The 18,696-nt window shown below is 72.2% G+C and carries 16 protein-coding genes and 1 tRNA gene; 13 read left to right on the top strand and 4 right to left on the bottom strand.

Annotation, left to right across the window (positions count from 1 at the left end; all coding sequences use genetic code 11):
* Window positions 1-47: 47 nt before the first annotated feature.
* Window positions 48-1,511 (top strand): hypothetical protein, encoded by a 1,464-nt coding sequence (locus ACSHXN_RS25620; protein WP_355129254.1) that lies wholly within the window; start codon window positions 48-50, stop codon window positions 1,509-1,511.
* A gap of 22 nt (window positions 1,512-1,533) precedes the next feature.
* Here ACSHXN_RS25620 and ACSHXN_RS25615 read toward each other — a convergent pair whose 3' ends face one another.
* Window positions 1,534-2,130: a histidine phosphatase family protein gene (locus tag ACSHXN_RS25615; protein WP_356109695.1), complete on the bottom strand. Its 597-nt coding sequence runs from the start codon at window positions 2,128-2,130 to the stop codon at window positions 1,534-1,536.
* Window positions 2,131-2,329: 199 nt separating this feature from the next.
* Between ACSHXN_RS25615 and ACSHXN_RS25610 the strand changes: the two genes are divergently transcribed.
* The 7 genes from ACSHXN_RS25610 to ACSHXN_RS25580 all read left to right on the top strand — a co-directional run bounded on the left by ACSHXN_RS25610 (window position 2,330) and on the right by ACSHXN_RS25580 (window position 8,898).
* Complete coding sequence (locus ACSHXN_RS25610; protein WP_356109693.1) at window positions 2,330-3,283, top strand: phosphatase PAP2 family protein; 954 nt, start codon at window positions 2,330-2,332, stop codon at window positions 3,281-3,283.
* Complete coding sequence (locus tag ACSHXN_RS25605) at window positions 3,234-4,415, top strand: hypothetical protein (protein ID WP_356109690.1); 1,182 nt, start codon at window positions 3,234-3,236, stop codon at window positions 4,413-4,415. The genes ACSHXN_RS25610 and ACSHXN_RS25605 overlap by 50 nt, the downstream gene beginning before the upstream one ends.
* Window positions 4,406-6,010: a hypothetical protein gene (locus tag ACSHXN_RS25600; protein WP_355129246.1), complete on the top strand. Its 1,605-nt coding sequence runs from the start codon at window positions 4,406-4,408 to the stop codon at window positions 6,008-6,010. The genes ACSHXN_RS25605 and ACSHXN_RS25600 overlap by 10 nt, the downstream gene beginning before the upstream one ends.
* On the top strand, window positions 6,007-7,359 hold the full coding sequence (locus ACSHXN_RS25595) for an AAA domain-containing protein (RefSeq protein WP_355129245.1): 1,353 nt from the start codon (window positions 6,007-6,009) through the stop codon (window positions 7,357-7,359). The genes ACSHXN_RS25600 and ACSHXN_RS25595 overlap by 4 nt, the downstream gene beginning before the upstream one ends.
* A gap of 331 nt (window positions 7,360-7,690) precedes the next feature.
* Window positions 7,691-8,056: a hypothetical protein gene (locus ACSHXN_RS25590; RefSeq protein WP_355129243.1), complete on the top strand. Its 366-nt coding sequence runs from the start codon at window positions 7,691-7,693 to the stop codon at window positions 8,054-8,056.
* A gap of 151 nt (window positions 8,057-8,207) precedes the next feature.
* A complete protein-coding gene (locus tag ACSHXN_RS25585) occupies window positions 8,208-8,834 on the top strand; it encodes a bifunctional DNA primase/polymerase (protein ID WP_355129241.1) in 627 nt (208 codons plus the stop codon).
* Window positions 8,825-8,898, top strand: a tRNA-Lys gene (locus ACSHXN_RS25580). The genes ACSHXN_RS25585 and ACSHXN_RS25580 overlap by 10 nt, the downstream gene beginning before the upstream one ends.
* Before the next feature lie 400 nt (window positions 8,899-9,298).
* On the opposite strand, the gene ACSHXN_RS25575 is transcribed toward ACSHXN_RS25580, so the two are convergent.
* Window positions 9,299-10,678, bottom strand: coding sequence for a M6 family metalloprotease domain-containing protein (locus ACSHXN_RS25575; RefSeq protein ID WP_356109686.1), 1,380 nt, complete (start codon window positions 10,676-10,678; stop codon window positions 9,299-9,301).
* A 464-nt stretch (window positions 10,679-11,142) separates the two neighbouring features.
* Here ACSHXN_RS25575 and ACSHXN_RS25570 point away from each other — a divergent pair, with 464 nt between their 5' ends.
* On the top strand, window positions 11,143-13,026 hold the full coding sequence (locus ACSHXN_RS25570; protein ID WP_356291689.1) for a putative bifunctional diguanylate cyclase/phosphodiesterase: 1,884 nt from the start codon (window positions 11,143-11,145) through the stop codon (window positions 13,024-13,026).
* Window positions 13,027-13,074: 48 nt separating this feature from the next.
* Here the strand turns inward: ACSHXN_RS25570 and ACSHXN_RS25565 are convergent, their stop codons facing one another.
* Window positions 13,075-14,157 carry an LLM class flavin-dependent oxidoreductase gene (locus ACSHXN_RS25565; RefSeq protein ID WP_438303768.1) on the bottom strand — a complete coding sequence of 361 codons (1,083 nt, stop codon included), beginning with the start codon at window positions 14,155-14,157 and terminating at the stop codon, window positions 13,075-13,077.
* 90 nt (window positions 14,158-14,247) lie between these two features.
* A complete protein-coding gene (locus ACSHXN_RS25560; RefSeq protein WP_355129234.1) occupies window positions 14,248-14,979 on the bottom strand; it encodes a maleate cis-trans isomerase family protein in 732 nt (243 codons plus the stop codon).
* A gap of 359 nt (window positions 14,980-15,338) precedes the next feature.
* Between ACSHXN_RS25560 and ACSHXN_RS25555 the strand changes: the two genes are divergently transcribed.
* The 4 genes from ACSHXN_RS25555 to ehuD all read left to right on the top strand — a co-directional run bounded on the left by ACSHXN_RS25555 (window position 15,339) and on the right by ehuD (window position 18,696).
* On the top strand, window positions 15,339-16,301 hold the full coding sequence (locus tag ACSHXN_RS25555) for a D-2-hydroxyacid dehydrogenase (RefSeq protein ID WP_355129232.1): 963 nt from the start codon (window positions 15,339-15,341) through the stop codon (window positions 16,299-16,301).
* 135 nt (window positions 16,302-16,436) lie between these two features.
* Window positions 16,437-17,342, top strand: coding sequence for an ectoine/hydroxyectoine ABC transporter substrate-binding protein EhuB (ehuB, locus tag ACSHXN_RS25550; protein WP_355129230.1), 906 nt, complete (start codon window positions 16,437-16,439; stop codon window positions 17,340-17,342).
* Window positions 17,339-18,049: an ectoine/hydroxyectoine ABC transporter permease subunit EhuC gene (ehuC, locus tag ACSHXN_RS25545; protein ID WP_355797918.1), complete on the top strand. Its 711-nt coding sequence runs from the start codon at window positions 17,339-17,341 to the stop codon at window positions 18,047-18,049. The genes ehuB and ehuC overlap by 4 nt, the downstream gene beginning before the upstream one ends.
* On the top strand, window positions 18,046-18,696 hold the full coding sequence (gene ehuD, locus ACSHXN_RS25540; protein ID WP_059127691.1) for an ectoine/hydroxyectoine ABC transporter permease subunit EhuD: 651 nt from the start codon (window positions 18,046-18,048) through the stop codon (window positions 18,694-18,696). Before ehuC ends, ehuD begins: the two co-directional genes overlap by 4 nt.

Raw genomic sequence — 18,696 nt, 5'->3', positions numbered from 1 at the left:
CTCCCGAATCCGGCATGGTTCGACGGTTCGCACGAAGGAGCCCGACCATGACCTCGTCCCAGCACCCCCGACCACCACGGCCGAACCTCGCCTTCCGGCAGCTGCGCGGGCAGCGCTCACCGGGCGAGTTCGCCGCGGCGGTACGACGCGCCGCGCGGGAGATCGGCGAGCGGGTCAGCTGTGACGCCCGGTACATCGGACGTGTGGAGGCCGGCGAGATCCGTTGCCCCAACTACGCCTACGAACGGGTGTTCCTCCACATGTTCCCCGGACGCACTCTCACGGACCTGGGGTTCGCCCCCCGCTCCGCGGTGCGCGGCCGCGGGGCGCGGACCACCCATGAAACGCCCCCCGTCCACACCATCCGCCGTCCGTTCGCCTCAGGTGAAACACACGAGGCCTTCGAGACGTATGAGACGCCAGACACCTACGAGACGCACGAGTCGTACGACGGACACGCGTACGGCGAACAGAACCACGAGGAGAGCGACGTGCTGCGTCGCGCATTCATGACCGGCGGCACCGTCACGGTGGCGACCGCATCCCTCGGCCCTTTCGGGCTCACCTTCGGCGGTGCGGCAGCGGCCGCCGGACGCCCCGTCCCTCGCGCGGGCTCGTCCGAGGCGAGCGCGCTCGAGGAGGCCGTACGCAAGATCAGACTGCTCGACGACCGGCACGGCGCGGACGGCCTGTACCGCCGTGCGGCGGCTCCGCTGCGCACCGCGTACGCGCTGCTCGACGCGGGCACGACCCGGCAGTCGGTCACCGACCGGCTGTACGTGGGCGCCGGTGAACTGGCCATCTCGGTCGGCTGGTTGGCCCACGACTCCGGGCGGTTCGACGACGCCCGCTCGCACTATGCGGAGGCACTGGCCACGGCCCGGATGTCCGGGGACCCGGCCCTGGAGGCGCACGCGTTCTGCAACACCGCTTTCCTCGCCCGTGACGCCGGTCGTCCCCGGGAGGCGGTACGGGCGGCGCAGGCGGCCCAGCGCGCCGCGCGCCCACTGGGGTCCCAGCGCCTGATGTCGCTGCTCGCGCTGCGCGAGGCGGGCGGCTGGGCGGGGCTCGCCGACCGGGCGGGCTGCGAGCAGGCGCTGGCCCGGGCGCAGGCCCTGTTCGAACGCGGGCCGTCGGAGACCGACCCGGAGTGGATGACGTTCTACGGCGAGGCCGAACTGGAGGGCCTGGAGGCGCAGTGCTGGTCGGCCGTGGGCGACTGGCCGCGCGCCGCCCGGCACGCCCGGCGCGCCGCTCATCTCCAGGACCCGCACTTCTCCCGGAACATCGCCCTCTACACCGCGGAACTCGCCGACGACCTGGCCCGCGGCGGCCGCCCCGACGAGGCGGCCGAAGCCGGGCTGCGCGTCCTGGACCTCCTGGACCAGGTCCAGTCGTCCCGGATCCAGACGATGCTGGCGGGCACGGCCCGGGTCCTGCTGCCGCACCGCCGGGCAGCGGGGGTGTCCGCGTTCCTGGACCGCCACGCCTGCCTGCCGCGCACGACCTGAGCCGTGCCCCCGCGGTGAGCGGTCATGCCGTGAGGTGACCGCAGTCGTTCCAGGACTCGATCGCCGGCTCCCCGTAGGCCCACCCGAGGACCGAGAGGGACGTGGGGTTGAGACGGATGCGGGCCGCGAACTCCAGGGGCAGCCCGAGCCACCGCGCCCCTACGGAGCGCAGGATGTGCCCGTGCGCGAAGACCAGCACGTCGCGATCCGCCGCGCGGGCCCAGGCGACGACCTCGTCCGCCCGCGCGCCGACCTCGGCCAGGGTCTCCCCCTCGGGCACCCCGTCGCGCCAGATGAGCCAGCCCGGCCGGACCGCCTGGATCTCGGCCGGCGTCCTGCCCTCGTACGCGCCGTAGTCCCACTCCAGCAGCGCGTCCCAGATGCTCGCCCGCTCGCCGAACCCGGCGATCTCGCACGTCTCACGCGCGCGTGCCAGCGGACTCGTGCGTACCTCGACACCGTCCAGCCCGTCGAACGGTGCCCGGTGCAGGCGCCGGCCCAGCAGCTCGGCACCCCGCTTGCCCTCCTCCAGGAGCGGTACGTCGGTCCTGCCGGTGTGCTTGCCGGACAGCGACCACTCCGTCTGTCCGTGCCGGGCCAGCAGGATGCGCGGTGCCATGAGCGACCTTTCGGGATGAATCCATCAGAAGTCAACAAGAACGTCAGACCATCATCGCGCACCCTGTCACCGGGCAACCCGGTGGGCGATCTCTGCGTCTTGTCCGCCGGGGTGCCCCTCAAGAGGGGGCGCATACGCCGTAAGGTGGCAGACCGGGCAACGGGAGCCGCAGCAGAGCGGAACGGGGAGGGCGAATCGTATGCCGCAGGCCGAGGCACCAGGCATCGGGGGAAGCCCGCTGACCCGGCTGCGCTGGTGGACCGAACTGCCCCTGATCCTGCTGGTGTACATGTGCTACTCCGCCGGCCGGCTGCTCGCCCGGGGCGATGTCTCCTCCGCCGTCGACCACGGCCTGGCGATACTGCGCCTGGAGAAGCTGCTGCGCATCAACGCCGAGCACCCCCTGAACCGTCTTTTCACCCGAGAGGCGTGGCTCGGCATACCGGCCGACTTCTGGTACGCGTCACTGCACTACGTGGTGACCCCGGTGATCCTGGTGTGGCTGTTCAGGTGCCGTCAGGAGCACTACCGGGCGGCCCGTACCTGGCTGATGACCTCCACGTTCATCGGTCTGATCGGCTTCACGCTGCTGCCGACCTGCCCGCCCCGGCTTCTCTCCCCGGGCCACGGCTTCGTCGACACGATGGCCCAGTACAGCTCCTACGGCTGGTGGGGCGGCGACGCGAGCGCACCGCGGGGCCTGGGCGGGATGACGAACCAGTACGCCGCGATGCCGAGCCTGCACGTCGGCTGGGCGCTGTGGTGCGGGGTGATGCTGTGGCGATTCGGCGGCAGGCGCTGGACGAGGGTGGCGGGCGTCGCCTATCCGCTGCTGACCGCGATCGTGGTGATGGGCACCGCGAACCACTACTCGCTCGACGCGGTCGCGGGTGTCGCCGTCATGGGCGCCGGCTTCCTGCTGGCCCCGTCGGTGATGCGTGCGGCGGACGTGGTGCGCACCCGGCTGCAGCGGCCGTCCGTGTCCGCGGCGGACGCACCACGCACCACAGGTTCCCCAATTGTCAGTGCCGGGTGCCAGACTTCGACGGGTGAGCGAATTCCCCGACAGCGCATCTCCCGCTCCGGATCGGGAGCCGAGCCGGGTGCCTCTTCCGCGGACGCGGGGGACGGCGCTGCGGCAGCGGCTCGCTGACCTGCGCGGCCCCTCCGTACCGCCCAAGCCGCTGGACGCGCGCGCCCTCGCCGCCCTCGCCGCGAACCCCGGGTGCAGGCGCCGCGCGCTCCTGGACGGGGCCGGGGTGGACAAGGCGGCGCTGGCGGGAGCGCTGGGAGCGCCCTCGGCGTTCGGGCAGTCGCAGTTCGCCTTCGTGCGGGGCAACGCGTTCGAGGCCAGGGTCAAGGCCGACGGCGGCGCGGAGTTGCTGCGGCTGGTGCACGAGAAGCTGGACCCGGGCGCCGACGCGCCGGCGGGGGCGCGTGTCCCCGACCTCACCGCGGCCGGTCCCGAAGGGCGCACGGCCCGGACGGCGCTGGCGTTGCGCGAGGCCGTCCAGGAGGGCGGCTGGACCCTGCTCGACCACCCCCTGCTCGCCCTCCCCGTGGCGGGCTCCCTCGCGTTCCTCGAACCGGACGCCGTGGTGGTGCACCCGGACGGCAGCTGGACCGTCGTGGAGATCAAGTCCTTCCCGATGCTGGACGGAGCCGCCGACCCGGCGAAGGTGGGGGCGGCCGCCCGCCAGTCGGCGGTGTACGTGCTGGCTCTGGAGGAGGTCGCCGCACGCCTCGGCGCGGAGCCTGACGGGCCCGACGCCGAGGGCAGCGCCCCGGACGGCGACGCCGCCCCTCCCGTGGTGCGCCACCGGGTCCTGCTGGTCTGCCCGAAGGACTTCAGCAACCTGCCGACCGCCTCCGCGCTCGACGTCCGCAAGCAGCGTGCGGTCACCCGGCGCCAGCTGACCCGCCTCGTCCGTATCGAGGAGATCGCCGACGGCCTCCCGCAGGGCACGTGCTTCGCGCCCGACCTCCCGCGGCAGGAGCTGACCAGCGCGGTGGAGTCGGTCCCCGCGACCTACGCACCCGAGTGCCTCGCCGCGTGCGAACTGGCCTTCCACTGCCGGGACCACGCACGCGCCGAGGGCGCGGTCACCTCCTTCGGAAGGTCGCTGCGGGCCGAGCTGGGCGGGCTGACCACGGTGGACGAGGTCCTGGCCGCCGCCCACGGCACGGCCGGCGACCCGGACGACCCGGCGGTGGCGGCGCTGCGCAGGGCGGCGGAACTGCGGGCGGAGGCACTCGCCGGCCGGGAGGACGCCGTATGTCGCTGATCGCGACCCTCGCCCGGCTCGAGGCCGTCCGGTCGGGCCGCGCCCAGGCCCTCGCCACCGTCCGGCACCGGCACCTGTCCGAGCGGCCCCTCGTGCTCGTTCCGCTCACCACCGCCGGCGAGGCCGGAGCACCGCTCGGAGCGCTCGTCGGCACCGACCGGGCCGCGCCGCGGCTGCTCGTCGTGCCGCAACCACGCGACCGCGACCTCAGGTTCGCGTTCCTCGCCGACCTCGCGGACGTCGTCCTGCCGTACATCGACGGGTTCGCCGAGGCGGTCGAGGCCGCCGAGCGCTCCGAGACCGACCCGGAGACCGGCAAGCGGGTCAAGGTCGAGGTCGACCTGTGCGCGGACGCGCCGCAGCTGATCGTGCCGAGCCGCGCGGGCATCGACTTCGTCCGGCTCCTGGGCCGCTCCATGCGGTTCCGCCGCACCGCCGAGCAGGACCCCGAGACCCCGTTCCCGGCACCCACCCGCGTACCGCTGCTGGGCCGGTGGTTCACCCACTTCGGGGAGCGCTCCCGGGTCCCCGGATCCTCGCTGCTGCTCGCCGTCACGGATCTGCTGCCGCGGCACTGGGCGACCGGGCAGTCCTCTCTGGAGGACCAGCACCTGGGAGCGCTGCTGGCCTGGATCGACCCGCCGGAGGGCACATCGGGCGCGGACGCGGCGCTGCGGGCCGAGCTGGCGCGGGACGGGAACGGTCAGTTGCTGTGCCCGCCCGCCGGGCCGGCCACCGACCCGGCCTTCGACAACAAGCTGCTCGCCCCGGCCATCGAGCGCTACGACCAGGTGCGGACCCGGCTCGCCGCCGCCGAGGACGGCGTCGAGGCGGACGACCGCTTCGGAGAGCTCACCGCCGCCGAACACTCGATCCGCGCGCTCGTCGAGACGTGCACGCGTCCGACCTGGGACGCGGTGTGGCGTGGACTCGACCTGCTGCACGAACTCGAGGAGGGCGGCCATGTGGCGGACCGGTGGACGCGTGACCGCTGGTCGTTCACCGGCCACCGGGACCGCGTGGCCGCGGGCGAACCACCGCAGCCGCGCCGGGACGACGCGGTCACGGCGGCGAACAAACTCGCCGCGCGCGAGCGCGAACAGGCCCGCCTCGACGCCCAGGAGGCGCTGGACGACCCGCTCGTCATGGCCGGGCGGCGGTTGTCGGGCGAGGCGTTCGCGGGCGAGGTCACGGACGTCGTGATGACGTACAGCGAGGGCAAGCGGCCGAGCCCGCGCCCGCTGCTGACGGTACGGACCGAGGACCGGCCCCATCTCGGGGAGCGCACCAAGGTGTACCGGTCACTGGCCGGCAAGCCCCAGGCCGCCGAGTTCGTCGGGCACGAGGAACTCGCCGAGGGCGGCGGTCTCGTGGTCCTTCGGATCGTCGACAAGATGGGGCGCGGCAAGGAGCCGGAGGCGGGCTCCGTGCCCGAGAAGGGCGACCGCGTCTGCTTCACCCTCTTCGAGCACGAGCAGCGCGGCGGGGCGAAGCTGCCCGAGCCCGAGGAGACGCCCTGGACGCACGGCGGGCCTCCGGGTGAGGCCGACACCGTGCCGCAGCCGGATCCGGTGACCGAGGAGGACGTTCTGTGACCGTGTTCGCCCAGCCGGGCGGGGCCCTCGATCCGGGGGCCGCGGCCGCCCGGGCCACCGAGGCGATCCTCCACGACACGCTGCACGGGGCGCACCGCGGAGTTGTCGTCGACTCACCGCCGGGCGCCGGGAAGTCCACACTCGTGGTCCGGGCCGCGCGGGAACTCGCCGCCGCGGGACGGCCGTTGATGGTCATCGCGCAGACCAACGCGCAGGTGGACGACTTGGTGCTGCGGCTGGCGGAGAAGGACCCCGGGCTTCCGGTCGGCCGGCTGCACAGCAGTGATCCGGACCCCTACGACAGAGCTCTCGACGAGCTGCCGCACGTCCGCAAGTCGGCGAAGGCGGGCGATCTGGCCGGCCTGGACGTCGTCATCTCCACCGCCGCCAAGTGGGCGCATGTCAAGGACGTCGAGCCGTGGCCGCACGCGATCGTCGACGAGGCCTACCAGATGCGTTCCGATGCGCTGCTGGCGGTGGCGAGCCTGTTCGAGCGGGCGCTGTTCGTCGGCGATCCGGGGCAGCTGGACCCGTTCGCGATCGTGGGCGCGGAGCAGTGGGCCGGACTGTCGTACGACCCCTCGGCGTCCGCCGTGACCACGCTCCTCGCCCACAACCCCACGCTCCCGCAGCACCGGCTGCCGGTGTCATGGCGGCTTCCGGCGTCGGCGGCACCTCTGGTGTCGGACGCGTTCTATCCGTACACACCGTTCCGCAGCGGTACCGGGCACGGGGACCGGCGGCTCACCTTCGGCGTGGACTCCGACGGTTCGGGACCCGACCGGGTGATCGACGAGGCGGCCGAGTCGGGCTGGGGGCTGCTCGAGCTGCCCGCCCGGTACACCCCGCGCACGGATCCCGAGGCGGTGCGGGCGGTCGCCCTGGTCGTACGGCGTCTGCTGGAGCGGGGCGGGGCGTCGGTCTCGGAGCGGGCCGCGGATCCTGCGCCGCTGACCGCGGACCGGATCGCCGTCGGCACGGCGCACCGGGACCAGGCGGCGGCGGTGCGCTCGGCGCTGGCGGACCTCGGCGTGACGAACGTGACGGTGGACACGGCCAACCGGCTGCAGGGCCGGGAGTTCGACGTGACGGTGGTGCTGCATCCCCTGTCGGGCCGTCCGGACGCGACGGCGTTCCACCTGGAGACGGGCCGGCTGTGCGTGCTGGCCTCCCGCCACCGCCATGCATGCATCGTGGTGTGCCGGGCCGGGGTCTCGGATCTGCTGGACGACCATCCGTCGACGGAACCGGTGCAGCTGGGGGTGACCGTGAAGTTCCCGGACGGATGGGAGGCGAACCACGCGGTGCTGACCCGTCTGGCGGAACACCGGGTGGCCTGGCGTCCCTGACGGGCGGGCCACCGGGACGGCCGTACGGCCGGTGACCGACGGCACACCGGGACGGCCTGACCGGGCGCCCGCCCCGGGGCCGGGCGCCCGGCGGCACCAGTCGCCGGGCCGGCAGGTCCCCGACCGGCAAAAACGCCCCGGCGGCCGGAAAATTCCGTTCGACGGGAACATCACGAGAGCGGGCGGCCTTGAGACTGCGCGAGGCGTGCGGCCCGGTCGGCGCCCGCTCCCGCGGACTCGCGCGTCGAGGCCCTCTTGCGTCGACGCGAGACAATGGACGGTGGCCCACCCGAAGGGCGGTGCCACTCGGACCCTACGAGGAGGAGAAGACATGGCGGAGCCCACGCCGCGTCGGAACGAGCCGCGGCTACGCCCCGCGCCCCTGCTCTTCGAGCCGGCGGAGGCGGCCTCCGACCCGGAGCACTTCTTCGACCTGGAGTCGATCGACGACCCGCGGGCCCTGCTGGCGCGCGCCACGGAACTGGCCCAGGCCTTCCGCGCGGCCGCGGACCGGGCGGTGGAGTTCCAGGCGGTAGCCGCTGCCCAGCTCGCCGATCCACGCCGCTTCGACCGGCTGACGCCCGCCGCGATCGCCGAACAGGCGGAGTGGACCGAGGACTACGCCAAGAAGATGGTGGAGTTCGGCCACGATCTGATGCGCGGCGTCGAGGCGAGCGGGCCCGAGAACCTGGGCTGACCGGTGCGGCGGCGGGGAACCGCCCCGGCCGCCGACCCGAATGATCTTTTGGCATATGCCGGGCGGCACAATACCCCTTCCCGCCCCACCCTGTCCCGGTTTTCGGCAACCCTCGGAGACGGTTCGCTCACTGCGGGTAGACCTGGGTGTCATGAGCAGTCGAGCGCCGTCCGACGAATCCCGCCGACACCTCCCCGACCGGTTCGACGTCTCCGGCGTCACCTCGGAGGGAGCCATCTGGCTCGCCTCCGCGGGAGCCTGCCCCCGCAGCATGCTCGCGCACTGGGCGGACCGTCCCTCCGCCCCGGTCGTGCTGCCCTGCGGCACCGCGTTCGACATCATCAACGCGCCCGCGATCTTCGGGCGGCGCATGCTCGACCGGCTCTGGGACGAGGGCCCGGGCTCCGGGCCCGTCGCCGAGCACCGCGGGCGCATGCTGCTCTTCGCGGCGCCCGGTACGGCCCGCCGGCTGCCCGCGCTGCTCGACTGGGAGGAGTGGGGCGGCCGGGTCCAGGCCATTCCGCCACTGCTGTGCCATGGCCCCGGTGACGCCGTGACCGTGCCCGCGATCCGCCCCGCCGGCACCGCCGCCACACGCCCCGAATCCCGCTGGCTGGTCGCGCCCGACACCTGTCACCCATGGCTTCCCGGGCCGGAGGTCGTGCTGTGGGCGGCCGTCCGGGCGGCCCGTACGGCCACCTCCGCGGCTGTACGGATATCGATTTTTCCTCCCACCGACCAGGATGCTAAGGTCTACGACGTCAGCAGGCGCCGCTAGCTCAGTTGGTTAGAGCAGCTGACTCTTAATCAGCGGGTCCGGGGTTCGAGTCCCTGGCGGCGCACGATGGCGATGGCGATCCAGATTCGCGGACAGCGCGAACGGGGTCGCCATCGTCGTTTTTGCGCGGTGTCGCCGCTCGTGGTGGGGGCTTCGCCATCCACACCCCCTTTCGAGTCGGTTCCAGTGGACCGGCGTCCGCAGCCGTCCCGAGGCCTTCGGGGCGCATCCGGAGGCCTCACCTGTCCGGGGCCGTGGCCGCCGAGCACCGGCCACGGTGGACCGCAGGCCCGAGCCACCCCCCGCACAGGCCCTGCCTCCGGGACGAACACAGCGAACCGCGGGCGTGAGCCCCTCCCCGCCGACCCTCAGCCACACCCCGTCGTGCGGTTCGGCTCATACGGGTGTCGGGGGCCTGCCCTCCGACCGCGAGCAGACGCCCCGTGGTGACCGCACACCCGGAGTCACTTCTTGGTGACCTTCACCGTCCACGCCCCGGTCGCGGTGCGGTCCTCCACCTCCACCTTCACCTTCACCGCGCCGGCCGCCACCGTGAAGCTCTCGCCGACCGAGATCGGGGCGTCCGCGAGGGCCGGATAGACCGAGTTGCCCCAGCAGGCGGCGGTCCGCGGATGGGCGTCCAGTACCTCGATCGGCCCACCGCCCGACTCCGTCTCGCCGTGGACGCGGTAGACGAGGACGCCCTGCAGGCAGACCCCGGTGTCGTTGCCCAGCGCCCCACGTGCCTCGATGGCGAGCGCACTGTCCGACCCCGTCCGCACGACCGCCAGTTTGGTGCCGCGCCCCGAACCGAACGCCTCCAGTCCGGGCCCGAGGAAGCGCTCCCCCGGACTGCCCGCCGCACCGGACGTCCCGGTGTCCCGCTCCGTGTCCGCGTGCACCGGCACCTGCGGCACGGCCGGGCTGGACTCGAGCGGTTCCAGCGTCAGCCGGGTGACCGCGCCCCGCACACACACCACCTGCCGCGGATCCAGCCACCCCAGCTTCCACTTGTGCCAGGCGAACAGATCGGGAGCCATGCCGAACTGGCTGCCCATGAGGTCCCAGTCGCCGACGTAGGTGTCCCAGTCGCCCTTGCCGTCGGTGGGGCGGTGATAGAGATCGGGCAGGTCGAAGACATGGCCCGTCTCATGGGCGAGGACCAGGTGGTCCGGCGGATGCTTCTCGAAGACCGTGACCATCCGGCGGATGTCGGTGCCGTCGGCCCGCATGGGGGTGTCGAGGTTGACCACCTTCGTGGCGTCCGAGTCGACTCCGGGCGCGTCCGGGTCGGCCACGAAGTACACGATGTCGTACTTCGAGAAGTCGACCTCCTTGTCCGCCACGGCGACCGCGTCGTTCAGATACGCGGACCGGTGCTCGGGGTCCCAGTCCCGTCCGATGGCGTACCAGTCGGAGGGGCGGGGCATGGGGATCCAGTGGCTCAGGGGATGCGGGCGCACCGAGAAGCGGCCGTAGGAGGCACGTTCGAAGAAGCGGTTGGTGGCCGGGAAGTAGTCGCTGGTCAGCTCGTTGGGCGTGGTCACCGGAGTCGCGTCCGGGAAGGACAGGAAGACCAGGACGGCGTCCAGCGGGTGGGCGGGCCGCGTGTAGTCGGTGTTCCAGGTGTCGACGCCCTCCGAGTGATGGGCCTCGCTGCGCGGAAGTTCACAGGGTGCCGTGGGCAGTCCGACCAGTGAGGGTCCGGCGATGAGCGAGGTCGCCACCAGCGCGGCCATCGACGTCGCCATGGCCGCGGTCCTGCGCAGCATGGGCGTCCTGCCCCGTACGAGCGCCTTGGGGACGTACCTGGTTGGCCCCTTGGCGGGGAGCGGACGCGGCACGTCGACCTCCGGGTGCGGTTCAGGGGCTCCGCACCCAGCTTTGTCCGACTTGTATTACTACGTCCTGTTTGTCTGCACCAGAAGGGTGAGACCCCCTCAGACGGGGGAAAAGGGCAGAGGGAAACCGCGTCGACCGAGGGAGGGGCAGTGCGCCGCGGGAGCGCACGACGGCGCAGGAAAACCGACGGGGCGGCCGATGCGGGCCGACACCCCCACCACTCACGCAACGTCACAACCGCGGACGGCCTGATAGACCGGCGCCCGCTGCGGGCAGAAACGATCTGTCAGAGCGTGCGCCCGCTCCGGGGTACCGGACAGCGGCTGCAAGGCCTCTGGGCCGGCCTCTATGATCGGCACACTTTCCTGCACGAACACGACGCGTACGGTCGCCGACCACGCGACCGTCGACCCCGGCGAGACACACGAGATCCGTACGAAGAACGAGTGCACTGCGGGAGCGATCGGTGAGCGGAACGTCCGAAGGGCCGACGCCCGCGGCAGACCTCGTCGGCCCGGCTGTCACAGGAAGTAACGACCGCACGTCCGGTGCGTCCGAACCGTCGTCCCTCCCGGGGGGACATCCGATCCCACCGGCCACCGACCCCGCACCGCACGCCTCCCGGTCCCACCCGCTGGGAGCGGCGTTCACCGCGGCCCCGTTCGCCATGGCGGTCGTCGACCGCGAGGGCCTGGTCGTCACCGCCAACGAGACGATGGGGTCACTGCTCGCCACCGGCACGGGCACTCTGGCCGGGAAGGCCGCCGCCGATCTGGTCGACCTGTCCTCGGACGCCCGCACCTGGCACGCCTACCGCGAGGTGCTGCGCGGCCGCCAGGCGCGGCTGCGCTGCACGCGCCGGCTCAAACATCCCGACGGCCACTCGCTCTGGGTCCAGGTGACCGTCACCCCGCTGCCCGAGTCGGAGCAGGCCGTACTGCTCTCGGTCGCCGACATCGGCGCCCGCCGCGAACTCCAGGCTCAGCTACGTCACTTGCAGATGCACGATCCGGTGACACGGCTGCCCAACCGCACCCTGTTCTTCGAACGCCTGTCGGCCGCACTGGAGGCCGAATCGTACGAGGAGAGCGGCACCGGCCGGGTCGGACTGTGCTATCTGGACCTCGACGGCTTCAAGGCCATCAACGACACCCTCGGGCATCGCGTCGGGGACCGGCTGCTCGCGGCCGTCGCGGAGCGCCTGACGGCGTGCGCGGACGAGGCGGGCTACGCGCGGGCGGCCACTCCCCTGGTGGCCAGGCTGGGAGGCGACGAGTTCGCCCTGCTCGTCGAGGACTCGACGGGCACCGACCAACTCGCCGAGCTGGCCGAGTCGGTGCTCAAGGCGCTTCAGGCACCGTTCGACCTGGCCGGGCAGCGCCTGTCCGTCTCGGCGTCCATCGGCGTGGTGGAGCGGCACGCGGCCGGGACGACGGCGACCGGTCTGATGCAGGCCGCCGATACGACGCTGTACTGGGCGAAGGCCGACGGCAAGGGCCGCTGGACCCTTTTCGACCCCGAGCGCAACGCACACCGCATGACCCGGCAGGCCCTGTCCTCCGGTCTGCGCCCGGCCATCGAGCGGGGTGAGTTCGCCCTGGAGTACCAGCCGCTCGTCGGTATGGAGGACGGACGGGTGCGCGGTGTGGAGGCACTGGTGCGCTGGCATCACCCGCAGTTCGGCACGCTCACGCCGAACCGGTTCATCGGGTTGGCCGAGGAGGACGGCTCGATCGTGCAGCTCGGACGCTGGGCCCTCAAGTCCGCCTGCCGTCAGGCGCGTCGATGGCAGTTGGAGCGTCCGGACGAGCCGCCGATCTTCGTCAGTGTGAACGTGGCGGTGCGTCAGGTCTGGGACTCCGACCTGGTGGCCGATGTGGCGGGAACCCTCGCCGAGACGGGACTCGCACCCCGTCTGCTGCAGTTGGAGCTCACGGAGTCCGCGGTCATGGGATCGGCCGGCCGCCCCCTCCAGGCGCTCCAGGCGCTCAGCGACATGGGGGTGCGGATCGCCATCGACGACTTCGGGACGGGGTACTCCAACCTCGCCTACCTCAGCCGGCTGCCGGTGTCGGTGCTGAAGCTGGACGGATCGTTCGTCCGCGGTTTCCAGTACGAGGGCACGGGCGTGCACCCCAACCCCGCGGACGAGGTGATCGTGGAGGCCATGATCCAGCTCGCGCACCGGCTGGGCCTGACCGTCACCGCCGAGTGCGTGGAGACCTCCGCGCAGGCCAGCCGGCTGCGACGGATCGGCTGCGACACCGGCCAGGGCTGGCTGTACTCCCGGCCGGTGCCACCGGACCGCATCTCCGAGCTGGTGGACCCGGAGGCCTGCCACCCATCATGACCGCGACGGCCCCGTCCGCGCGGTCCTCCCCGGTGCGGGCGGGCGGCCTCAGGCGGTCGGCAGACCGTAGGCGTCCGCGATCAGCTCGTAGGAGCGCACGCGTACGTCGCCGCCGTGGGCGTTGGAGGTGAGCATCAGCTCGTCGGCACCGGTGCGCTTCTGGAGATCGTCCAGGCCCGCGCGGACCTCGTCCGCCGTGCCGTGGATCACGTTCGCCGTCCAGGACTCGAAGAACTCCTGCTCCAGCGGACCGAACTCGTGGGCCTCCGCCTCCTCCGGCGTGGGAACGAGACCCGGACGGCCCATACGCAGCCGGAGCATGTTCAGGGCGGCGGCCCGCACCTGGCGGCGGGCCTCCTTCTCCTCGTCGGTGGCGAGCGCGGCGACACCGATGAGGGCGTACGGGGCATCGAGCACCGCGGACGGCCGGAAGGACTCGCGGTACAGGTCGAGCGCCGGGACGGTGTTCTGCGCCGAGAAGTGGTGGGCGAAGGCGAAGGGCAGGCCGAGCATGCCGGCCAGGCGGGCGCTGAAACCGGAGGAGCCCAGCAGCCAGATCGGCGGCCGGTGCGGGGACTGGACGCCCCCCGGTGAGGTGGACTGGACGGGGCCCGGAACCGCGTGGATACGGGAGTAGGGGTGACCGTCCGGGAAGTCGTCGTCGAGGAATCGGGTCAACTCGGCGAGCTGCTCGGGGAAGTCGTCCGCGCCCTCGTTCAGCCGGTCGGTACGGCGCAGTGCGGCGGCCGTGGCGCCGTCGGTGCCCGGAGCGCGGCCGAGGCCCAGGTCGACACGGCCGGGGGCCAGGGCCTCGAGCGTGCCGAACTGCTCCGCGATGACGAGCGGGGCGTGATTGGGCAGCATCACTCCGCCCGAGCCGAGCCGGATGCGCTCGGTGTGGGCGGCGAGGTGGGCGAGGATCACGGCGGGCGACGAGGACGCCACGCCCGGCATCGAGTGGTGCTCGGCGACCCAGAAGCGGTGGTAGCCGCGGGACTCCGTGAGACGTGAGAGGGCGACGCTGGTCCGGAGTGCGTCGGTGGCGGTACGGCCCGCACCGACCGTGACCAGGTCAAGTACGGACAGGGGTACGGGCGCGGTGCCCTGTGCCGTGCCTCGGATCTCGTCCACCGAACTGCCTCCTGCGTGTGTGTCGCGACTTCGACGCACAACAGGAGGCAGTCCCCGGTTATTCCCGGCCCGTCAGCCCGGACCGGGCGCTCACACCTGGACGATCGGCTCCCTGGTGAACAGGGTCCCGAGACCGGGGGCGTTCACACGGCGGTCCACCAGGCGCAGGGCCTCCCACACCGTGACCTGGTTCGCCGTGAGGACCGGCTTCGCCAGCTCCTTCTCCAGGGCCGCCAGATGCGCGACCGTGTGCAGCGCCGTGTCGGGCAGCAGGACCGCCTCGGCATCGGGGTGGTCCGCCTCGTGCGCGAGCGCGCTCACCTCCTTCGCGCTCCAGACCGCCACCTCCCCCGCGGTGGCCACCCCGGCGGAGCGGACGGACACCACCTCCACGTCCGCGGCCCGCAGGAACGCGGCGAACAGGTCCGTCACATCGGCGGGATACGGCGCCGCGACGGCCACCCGCCGCGCCCTGATCTCCCGGGCCGCGTGCACGAACGCGAACGAGGTGGCGGAGGCCGGCATACCGGCCGTGCGCGCGAGGGTGCGCACCTGCTCGTGGGCGCCTTCCCAGCCGAGCACGAAACTCCCGCTGGTGGACGCCCACACCACCGCCTCGACGCCGGAGAGCCGCAGCTCCTCGACCCCCGCCGCGAGCAGCTGCGGCGAGCCGATCCGGCGGAGCGTGTCCACGCGGTGAGCGCCCTCCCCCGCGTCGGTGTGCACAAGATCCACCCGGATGTCGCTGGCCAGAAGCTGTTCGATCCGGGGGTAGTCGTCCTCGGCGTAATGGCCCGGGTAGAGGAATCCGAGTGCGGTCATGCCCAACCTTCCTGTTCTTCCGGCAGTGCGGGACCCTGGTGTGCTGCCTGTCCCTCCCACCGCCCGCGGGGCGTGGGAGGCGTCCCCCCAACAGAGCCTGATGGGGACGCGCCGCCCGGGTACCCAGGTGGCGCTGAGCCGCCCGCCCCCGTCACCTGCCTGGCGGAGACGACGCCCATCCCGGCGTGCTGGGACGCCTTCCCGAACCACGCGCCGAGTAACGCCGACGCGGCGGCCACCGCGGCGTCCCGAGCGATTGACGGCCGTCGCCCCGGGTGCGACCGTGTTCCATCCGCGCATGTCGGACGCCCGCCCGGCCGCCCCCGGCCGTCTCCGCCGAACGGAGGCACGGTTCCCGTATGACCGCCCGCCCGCCCGGCCGTCCCACGCTGCTCGTCCTGGACGCCGAGCCGCTGCCCCGGCTCGGCCGGCTGACCGGCCGGGTGCGGATCGAGCACGTGGACGACTCGGCCCTCGCCCGGCGGCTGCCGTACGCCGATGTGCTGCTGGTCTGGGACTTCACCTCGCGGGCCGTGCGCGACGCCTGGCCCGGTGACGGCCCGCGGCCGCGCTGGGTGCACGCCGCGAGTGCGGGCGTGGACCATCTGCTGTGCCCCGAACTCGCCGCGTCCGACACGGTGGTGACGAACGCGCGCGGCGTCTTCGAGCGCCCCGTCGCCGAGTACGTGGCCGCGCTCGTCCTGGCGATGGCCAAGGACCTGCCCCGCACATGGGACCTGCAACGGGAACGCCGCTGGCGGCACCGCGAGACGACACGGGTCGCGGGCACGCGCGCATGCGTGGTCGGCTCCGGACCGATCGGGCGGGCGATCGCCCGCACCCTCAGGGCGCTCGACGTGACGACGTCGATCGTGGGCCGCGTCCCGCGTACAGGCGTCCACGGCCCGGCCGACCTCGACCGTCTGATGGCCCGTGCCGACTGGGTCGTCGCGGCGGCGCCGCTGACCGAGCAGACACAGGGCATGTTCGACGCACGCCGCTTCGGCGTCATGCAGCCCTCGGCCCGCTTCGTCAACGTGGGACGCGGGGGCCTCGTGGTCGAGGGCGCGCTCGCCGAGGCACTGACAAAACGATGGATCGCGGGCGCCGCGCTGGATGTCTTCCGCGACGAGCCGCTCGCCCCCGACAGCCCGCTGTGGCACGTGCCGGGGCTGCTCGTGTCCCCGCACATGAGCGGCGACACGGTGGGCTGGCGCGACGAACTGGGCGCACAGTTCGTCGGACTGTACGAACGCTGGGAGGCGGGAAAACCGCTTGTGAACGTGGTCGACAAGAAACGTGGATACGTGCCGGGTCACTGAGCGCCCACCGAGCGCAGTCGTGGCCGCTCAGCGCCGCGACGGAGCGGGGACGCGGCCCTCGCGCACACCGCTCCGGGAGCGCGGTGCCGAAAATCGGCCTGAATACATCGCATGGTCCCGGGTAGCCGCGCGCCCATGGCTCCACCACGGACGAATGACGCAGAAAAACCCGGAACCACCAGACGGTCACTGCTCGCCGGCATCGCCGCCGTCGGCGCGCTCGGCGCCGCCGGCTGCAGCCGTGTGGCCACGGCGTCGACGACGCGCGGCGGAGATCTGCTCAGCCGGCTCAAGGCCCAGGGCGTCGTTCGCCTCGGCATCGCCGGCGAGATCCCCTTCGGTTACATCGACACGAACGGAAACCTCACCGGCGAGGCCCCGGAGCTGGCGAAGGTCATCTTCAAACGCCTCGGCGTCGACCGCGTCCAGCCCGTGCCGACCGAGTTCGGCTCCCTCATCCCCGGGCTGAACTCACAGCAGTTCGACGTCGTCTCGGCCGGGATGTACATCAACCCCGAGCGCTGCCAGCAGGTCATCTTCGCCGACCCGGACTACCAGATGCTCGACTCCTTCATCGTGCGCAAGGGAAACCCCAAGGGCCTGCACTCGTACAAGGACGTCGTCGCGAAGAAGGCGAAATTCGCCACCGGGACCGGATACGCGGAGATCCAGTACGCCGTCGAGGCCGGCTACAAGGAGAGCGAGATACTGATCGTCCCCGATCAGGTCGCCGGGCTGAACGCCGTCGAGGCGGGCCGGGTCGACGTGTTCGCGGGCACCGCGCTCACCGTCCGTGAGGTCGTCAAGAACTCCCGGAAGACCGAGGCCACCAGGCCCTTCGCCCCGCTGGTGAAGGGCAAGCCGCACGTCGACGGCGGCGGCTTCGCGTTCCGGCCCACCGAGACGGGGCTGCGGGACGCCTTCAACGCCGAGCTGAGGAAGATGAAGGCGAGCGGCGAGCTCTTCCGTGTCCTGCGTCCGTTCGGCTTCGGCAAGGCCGAGATGACGGACATGACCGCGAAGGAGCTGTGCCGCGGATGACCTCCGGACTCTGGGAACTCGTACTGAAGGGCATATGGACCACGGTCCAGCTGCTCGTGCTCAGCGCGGTGCTCGCGACGGCCGTGTCCTTCACGGTGGGCATCGCACGCACCCACCGGCGCTGGATCGTCCGCTTCCTCGCCGGCTTCTACACCGAGGTGTTCCGCGGTACCTCGGCCCTGATCATGATCTTCTGGGTGTTCTTCGTGCTGCCCCTCGCCTTCGGCTGGCAGCTGGTGCCCCTGTGGGCGGGCACGCTCGCCCTGGGTCTGACGTACGGGGCCTACGGTGCCGAGATCGTGCGCGGCGCTCTCAACTCCGTCGACCCCGCGCAACGCGAGGGCGGGATAGCGCTGAGCTTCACGCCGTGGCAGCGGATGCGGAAGATCCTGTTGCCGCAGGCCGTGCCCGAGATGATCCCGCCGTTCTCCAACCTGCTGGTCGAACTGCTCAAAGGCACCGCCCTGGTCTCCGTCATGGGCATGGGCGACCTGGCCTTCAGCGGCAACCTGGTGCGGCTCGCGCTGCAGGAGAGCGCACAGATCTACACGTACATCCTGCTCATCTACTTCGTGATCGCCTTCCTTCTCACCCGGCTGATGCGCGGGCTCGAGAACCGGCTCAAGGCCGGGGCCGGCAAGGCGACCGAGCCTGCCCGCTCCGTACGGCGGTCCGAGACGACAACGGTCGGAGGTGGTGTCTCGTGAAGTGGGACTGGGGTGCCGTCCGCGATTTCCTGCCGCACTTCTGGGACGGCCTGCTCGTCACCCTCCAGGCACTGGTCCTCGGTTCGCTGATCGCCTTCGTCCTCGGTCTCGTGTGGGCGCTGCTGATGCGCACGCCGACCCGGTGGGTGCGCTGGCCGGTGGGGGTCGTGACCGAGTTCATCCGCGACACGCCGCTGCTGGTCCAGCTGTTCTTCCTCTTCTACGTGCTGCCCGAGTGGGGCCTCGCCTTCTCCGCGCTGACCACCGGTGTGGTCGCGATCGGTCTGCACTACTCCACGTACACGATGCAGGTCTACCGCGCCGGGATCGAGGCGGTGCCCGCCGGCCAGTGGGAGGCCGCGACCGCGCTGAGCCTGCCGATGCGCCGCACCTGGACGGCGGTGATCCTCCCGCAGGCGATCCGCCGGGTCGTGCCCGCCCTCGGCAACTACGTGATCTCGATGCTCAAGGACACGCCGATGCTGATGGCGATCACCGTCCTCGACATGCTCGGTGAGGCACGTCTTTTCTCCCAGCAGCACTTCCAGTTCACCGAGCCGCTCACGGTCATCGGTGTGGCCTTCGTCCTCATCTCCTATCCCGCCTCCCTCCTCCTGCGAGCCCTGGAGCGACGCCTTGTCCGCTGA

The sequence above is a fragment of the Streptomyces sp. HUAS TT11 genome (assembly GCF_051553595.1).
GTDB lineage: Bacteria > Actinomycetota > Actinomycetes > Streptomycetales > Streptomycetaceae > Streptomyces.
Note: the sequence above shows the minus strand (reverse complement) of the source record. Positions and strands in the feature narration are given on the sequence as shown.

Coding starts and splice junctions, on each gene's coding strand:
- ACSHXN_RS25620 (WP_355129254.1), top strand. CDS start 48: ATGACCTCGTCCCAGCACCCCCGACCACCACGGCCGAACCTCGCCTTC.
- ACSHXN_RS25615 (WP_356109695.1), bottom strand. CDS start 2,130: ATGGCACCGCGCATCCTGCTGGCCCGGCACGGACAGACGGAGTGGTCG.
- ACSHXN_RS25610 (WP_356109693.1), top strand. CDS start 2,330: ATGCCGCAGGCCGAGGCACCAGGCATCGGGGGAAGCCCGCTGACCCGG.
- ACSHXN_RS25600 (WP_355129246.1), top strand. CDS start 4,406: ATGTCGCTGATCGCGACCCTCGCCCGGCTCGAGGCCGTCCGGTCGGGC.
- ACSHXN_RS25590 (WP_355129243.1), top strand. CDS start 7,691: ATGGCGGAGCCCACGCCGCGTCGGAACGAGCCGCGGCTACGCCCCGCG.
- ACSHXN_RS25585 (WP_355129241.1), top strand. CDS start 8,208: ATGAGCAGTCGAGCGCCGTCCGACGAATCCCGCCGACACCTCCCCGAC.
- ACSHXN_RS25560 (WP_355129234.1), bottom strand. CDS start 14,979: ATGACCGCACTCGGATTCCTCTACCCGGGCCATTACGCCGAGGACGAC.
- ACSHXN_RS25555 (WP_355129232.1), top strand. CDS start 15,339: ATGACCGCCCGCCCGCCCGGCCGTCCCACGCTGCTCGTCCTGGACGCC.
- ehuB (WP_355129230.1), top strand. CDS start 16,437: ATGGCTCCACCACGGACGAATGACGCAGAAAAACCCGGAACCACCAGA.
- ehuC (WP_355797918.1), top strand. CDS start 17,339: ATGACCTCCGGACTCTGGGAACTCGTACTGAAGGGCATATGGACCACG.